The following is a 5,712-nucleotide window of genomic DNA, read 5'->3' as shown; positions in this document are numbered from 1 at the left end:
GTTCAGGGGGTGGTGGGGCAGGAGGTGGAGGGGCAGGGGCGCGCCGGTTCAGGGGGTGGTGGGGCAGGGGGTGGTGGGGCAGGGGCGCGCCGGTTCAGGGGGTGGTGGGGCAGGGGGTGGTGGGGCAGGGGCGCGCCGGTTCAGGGGGTGGTGGGGCAGGGGGTGGTGGGGCAGGGGCGCGCCGGTTCAGGGGCGCGCCGGTTCAGCAGGAGCAGCCCCACTGCGGGGTGGGTGCGCTCCAGAGGGTTCCGTGGGCCCGGACGGTGGGTGCGGGCGGGTGGACGGTGGTGCCGGCCTTGATGGTCTCGATCACCTTGATGTCGCGGATCCGCTCGGGGTCGAGCGTCAGCGGGTTCGCGCTGAGGATCACCAGGTCCGCGGTCTTGCCGACCTCGATACTGCCCTTGCGGTCCTGCTCGCCGTACTGGTGGGCGGCGTTGATGGTGATCGCGCGGACCGCCTCCAGGGCGGAGACCCGCTGGTCGGGGCCGAGGACGTGGCCGTTGCGGGTGCGGCGGGTCACCTGGCTGGACAGCACGGCGATCGAGTTCGGCAGCGCCACCGGGGCGTCGTGGTGCGAGGTGGGACGCAGGCCCCTGTCCAGTGCCCAGCGGGCCGGGGAGATGCTCTGCGCCCGCCTCTCGCCCAGGACGGTCTCGCGGTACCAGTCGCCCCAGTAGTAGGTGTGCATCGAGAAGAAGGACGGCAGGATGCCCAGCCGGGCGAACGCCTCGATCTGGTCCTGGCGGGCGGTCTGCGCGTGGATCGCCACCGTCGGACGCCGCCCCGGCCCGGCGGCCTCGACCGCCTTGAGGAACTGGTCGATCGCCGCGTCGCCGTTGACGTGGGCCAGGACCTGCCAGCCGTGCTCGACCGCCGTGGCGATCTGCTGGGCCACCACCGCGTCGTGCGGCACCGCCGGGTACCCGCGGTAGCCCTCGGGCTGTCCGGGCGGCGGCGTCAGGTACGGCTCGGTGAGCCACGCGGTGCGCCCCTGCGGCGAGCCGTCCAGGACCAGCTTCACGCCGGCCGCGCGCACGCCGTCCACGTACTCGTCGCTCACCTCGATCGGGTCGTCGAGCGTGGAGGCGGTCACCTCCTCGGCCTTCACGTACGCGACCACGTCCACCGGCAGCGGCACGGCGGCGGCCGTGTCCCGCAGCGCCTTGAGGTTGGCGAGAGTGGTGCCGCCCTCCTGCACGGTGGTGAAGCCGAAACTCGCCGCCATGGCCGCGCCCGTCGCGAACAGCATCAGCAGTTCCCGTTGCGGGAGCCCCACCAACGCCAGGTCCGAGGCCGGGGTGAACGCCTTCTCCTCCAACACGCCGTCGGGCTCGCCGTAGGAGGGCGCGACGGCCAGTTCGCGCCGCCGGATCACCCCGCCCTCGGGGTCGGGTGTGGCGGCCGAGTGGCCGAGCCGCTTGAGGCCGAGGCTGTTCACCGCACCGAGGTGGAAGGACTGGTGGATGGCGAGCACCGGACGGTGCGTGGACACCTCGTCGAGGTCGTCGCGGGTGGGGTGCCGGCGCTCGGCGAGCATCGCGTCGTCGTACCCGAAACCGATGATCCAATCGGAGTCCGCACCCACCGGACCCACGGCCCAGGAACGCAGCTTGTCCTTCAGCGAGGCGAGGCCGGTGACGTCGCCGTCCGGGTCGGCGAGCAGGTTGGCGATGACGGCCTGCAGGCCGATGCCGCCGAGGTGCCCGTGCGCGTCGATGAACCCGGGCAACAGGGCGCGGCCCTTCAGATCCCGCACGACGGTGCGCGGGCCGCGCCAGCGTTCCAACGCCTCCTGCTCGGGCCCGACGAAGACGATGGTGCCGTCCTTGACGGCCACCGCCTCGCCCCGTTCGCCGCCGTGTTCCGCGAGCGTGACGACGTCGCCGCCGTGGAGGATGAGGTCGGCCTGCTCAGCCATGTCGCTCTCCCGTTCGGTGGAAGGATGGTGGAACCGGCCCAGAGCCTAGAAGCGACGTGGGCGAACTTCACCGCGAACGGCCAGACTTCACCGGAACGGGGCAACACGGACGGGGACACCGGGCCCACTCAGGGCCCTGCGGCACCGTCCTGCGCAGCCGACACCCACGAGTGAAGCCGACACCCACGAACCGCCCGGCTCCCGCGGACGGCACACCCGGAGCACCTCACCGCCACAGGACCGCCGCCACGCACCCCCACCACAGTCGCCCACCGGCAGTCCCACGGACGCGGGCAACCGGCCCCGGCCATCCACCACCGACCGGTGACAGTGCGTCACCGGTCCCAGTCGACTGGGACCGAACCGACCCCCGCCACACCGACACACCCCCCGCCGCCACCGCCCACCGGCTCGCCCCCCCCCCCCCCCCCCCCTCCCCCCCCCCCCCCCCCGCCCGAAGCCACCCCCGTCGCCGGGCACGGCCCCAACGCGACCCCGCCCCGCTCGGCCAACCCGTCAACCACCAGCCCACCGAAACCACCAGCCCGCCGACCGGCCCCACCACACGAACGCGAACCACCCACACACCACCCACTGGTGGACCCCGAGAGAGAAGCCAAAGAACTGTTTGACATCTGCATATCCCAAAGTATGCTTTGGGATATGCAGATCAGTGACCCCAGGGCGATCAGGGCCCTGGCCCATCCACTACGGCTCGACCTGCTGGAGCTGCTGGCCAGGGCCGGCCCCGCGACGGCCGCCCAGTGCGGACGCATCCTCGGCGTCGGGCAGGCGAACTGCTCCTTCCACCTGCGCCAGCTGGCGAAGTACGGCCTCGTGGAGGACGCCGGGCCCGCCCGCGACCGACGCGAGCGGACCTGGCAGGTCATCGATCCGCGCCCCACGATCCGGGTCACGGCCGGCAGCGACGCACTCGTGGGGCGACAACTCGAGCGGATCGTGGTGGAGCGCGAGACGCAGGCGATCCTCGACTCGCTCGACCGTCCGCGCGACGAGCACGACACCCCGGGCAGCCGGACCGGCATCGTGGCCGCCATCGCCACGGTCACCGCCGAGGAGGCCGCCGAACTCCAGGAGAAGTGGAAGGCGCTCCTGGAGCCCTACATCGCCAGGACCGGCACCACCGCCGATCCCCGGCACCACCCCGGACAGCGCCACGTCCGGTACTTCATGGCGGCGACACCGATGCCGACCATCGACACGGGGGAACAACATGACGGACACGACCACTGACCGCACCAACAGCACCGACCGCCCGACCGACCACTCAACCAACCACTCGACCATCGACTTCGTCACCGCGGCCCCCACCACCGGTTCGCTCGACGTGCGGTGGATCCACGGCGCACCGCCGGCACGCCGCGCCGAGGAACCCCCGATCCAGACACACCACTACGACGAACACACCGTCATCCTGCGCCAGAGCAAGTCGGTGAACTACGAAGCCCCCTTCCTCTACCTGCTGTTCGGCAACGACCGGGCCCTGCTCCTGGACACCGGCGCCACCGCCGCACCCGACCTCTTCCCGCTGCGCGCCACGGTCGACCGGCTCCTCGCGCAGTGGCTCGAACGGCACCCACGCGAAGGCTACGAACTGATCGTGGCCCACTCACACGGCCACCACGACCACGTGGCCGCCGACGGCCAGTTCACCGACCGGCGCGCCACCACCGTGATCCCGCACGATCCGGCGGCCGTGCAGTCCTTCTTCGGCCTCGACCCCGCCACCCCGGACCAGGTCACCACCTTCGACCTCGGCGGCCGGATCCTGGAGGTCCTCAGCTCCCCGGGCCACCACGACGCCGCGATCACCCTCTACGACCCGTGGACCGCCATCCTCCTCACCGGAGACACCGTGCTGCCCGGCCGCCTCTTCGCCTTCGACGCCGCCGCCTACCGCGCGAGCCTGGAACGCCTGGTCGCCTTCGCCGCCACCCGCACCGTGACCCACGTCCTGGGCTGCCACGTCGAAATGACCAACCGACCACGCAAGATCTACCCGATCGGCGCCGGCCACCAACCCGACGAACGCGCACCACAAATGACCACCGCCCACCTGACCGCCGTACGAGACGCGGCCACCGCCACCACCGGCCGGCCCGGAGTCCACCGCTTCGACGACTTCGTCCTCTACAACGAGCCCCGCAAAAGCGACCTGCTACGACTGATGGCCCGCGGCTGGAGCCACAAACTCCTCACCACCCTCCTGCACCGCTAACCACCACCCCAGAGAAACCCAAACCCCGACCACCCGACCGCTCCACCACCACCCCACACCCCCCACACCCCGCCACCCCTCCCCGCGACAACACACCACCAGCTCCCGACCGGCCCACCGCAAAGCACCCCCCAGCACCGGAGCAGCGGCGCCCGGACAACGCCACCACCCCGACAACCACCCACCAGCAGCAACCCAGCCACCGCCACCACCCATCAGCCGGCGCACAAGCCCACCCAGGCCGCAGACGCAGACACACGCCGCAGGCACAGGCCACACCGGCAGCGGCGAGGTACCACCGCAGGAAACGAGCCAGGCCGCGGACAGTCGAGCCGCCAGCGCCAGCACCGACCAGGGCAGGACCGGCACCAGCCACGACGGCCGGGCCCACCACGCAGACACCCGACCACCCGCACCACAGGGCCCGGCACCCACCCCCATCCCCGGCACAACGCAAACGAGCCACAGACCACTCCGCCGGCAGCCCGGAGCAGCACGCACACCCGTGCCCTCCACCAACAACCACCCCCAGCAGGCCCACACCACCGTAGGAACAGCCACCCCACCACCAGAACCAACCCCCACCCGACCCCGACCCCGACCCCGGGGCCGGGCCCTGGCCCGGGTGGAGTCCGGGCCCGGGTGGAGTCCGGACCAGGGTGGAGTCCGGACCAAGCCAGGAGCAACTGCTCCTCGAAGAAGTCCTGGAACAGAGCGCCGAACACCCTCGACAGGACAGTGCGCAACAGACCCAGACGGAACAAGGTGATCGGGCCGCCGCGCAGCAGGGCCGGACGGTGGGCCGATGCGAGCCGGTCCACGTACACCCCAGGCACTCAGCGCACCCCAGGCACTCAGCACCACGGCAGCAACAACCCCCGGGGGCACCACACGCCCGGCAACGCCAACACAGCCACCCGGTCCATCACCCCATCGCCTGACCGCCACCAGCCGGAGCGGTCACACAAGGACGATGCGCACCCAAGCCTCGGACATCCCGCCGCCCCGCCACTCCCCGACACCGACCAACGCCGCACCCAGAACATCACCGCACCAGGCAACCGACACCCACGCTGCAAGCCCCACAGCTCCAGATCAGCATCCAGGCAACAGTCCACAGCGCGCACAGACCGAGGCCGGCACCGCCGACCCCATGCACCAGCAGGCACAGCAAGTGCGGCAGACACGACGAGTGCGGCAGGCGCAGCGCGCACGGCAAGCACGACGGACACAGCACGCACAGCGCGCACAGCGCGCACGACGGGCACGACGGACACAGCACGCACGGCAGGCACGGCAGGCACGACGGGCGCAACGGTCCGCAGGGCGGACAGGCCGACATCGCCAACCCAATGCACCAGCAGGCGCGGCGGGTGCAGCGCGCACGGCAGGTACAGCCGGTACGGCGGGTGCAGCGCGCACGACAGGTACAGCCGGTACGGCGGGTGCAGCGCGCACGACAGGTGCAGCCGGTGCGGCAAGCACCACGAGACGGTTACTGGAAGTGACCGCCGTGTGAGCTGGATCCCTTTGCCGGGGGGACCCGACGGGT

The 5,712-nt window shown here is 71.7% G+C and carries 3 protein-coding genes; 2 read left to right on the top strand and 1 reads right to left on the bottom strand.

Annotated elements, in window-relative coordinates; all coding sequences use genetic code 11:
- Nucleotides 1–202 precede the first annotated feature (202 nt).
- Entirely contained in the window at nucleotides 203–1,921 is a 1,719-nt protein-coding gene (locus tag ABD323_RS39080; RefSeq protein WP_344446861.1) for an amidohydrolase, read from the bottom strand.
- A 663-nt stretch (nucleotides 1,922–2,584) separates the two neighbouring features.
- On the opposite strand from ABD323_RS39080, the gene ABD323_RS39075 reads away from it, so the two are divergent.
- Both ABD323_RS39075 and ABD323_RS39070 read left to right on the top strand, forming a co-directional pair.
- Nucleotides 2,585–3,175, top strand: coding sequence for a winged helix-turn-helix domain-containing protein (locus tag ABD323_RS39075; protein ID WP_344446860.1), 591 nt, complete (start codon nucleotides 2,585–2,587; stop codon nucleotides 3,173–3,175).
- Nucleotides 3,156–4,160: an MBL fold metallo-hydrolase gene (locus tag ABD323_RS39070; RefSeq protein ID WP_344446859.1), complete on the top strand. Its 1,005-nt coding sequence runs from the start codon at nucleotides 3,156–3,158 to the stop codon at nucleotides 4,158–4,160. The genes ABD323_RS39075 and ABD323_RS39070 overlap by 20 nt, the downstream gene beginning before the upstream one ends.
- The last annotated feature ends 1,552 nt before the right edge of the window (nucleotides 4,161–5,712 follow it).

It is taken from the genome of Kitasatospora nipponensis, assembly GCF_039528135.1.
Lineage (GTDB): Bacteria > Actinomycetota > Actinomycetes > Streptomycetales > Streptomycetaceae > Kitasatospora > Kitasatospora nipponensis.
The sequence above is the reverse complement of the archived record's forward strand: the minus strand, read 5'-3'. Positions and strand labels throughout refer to the sequence as shown.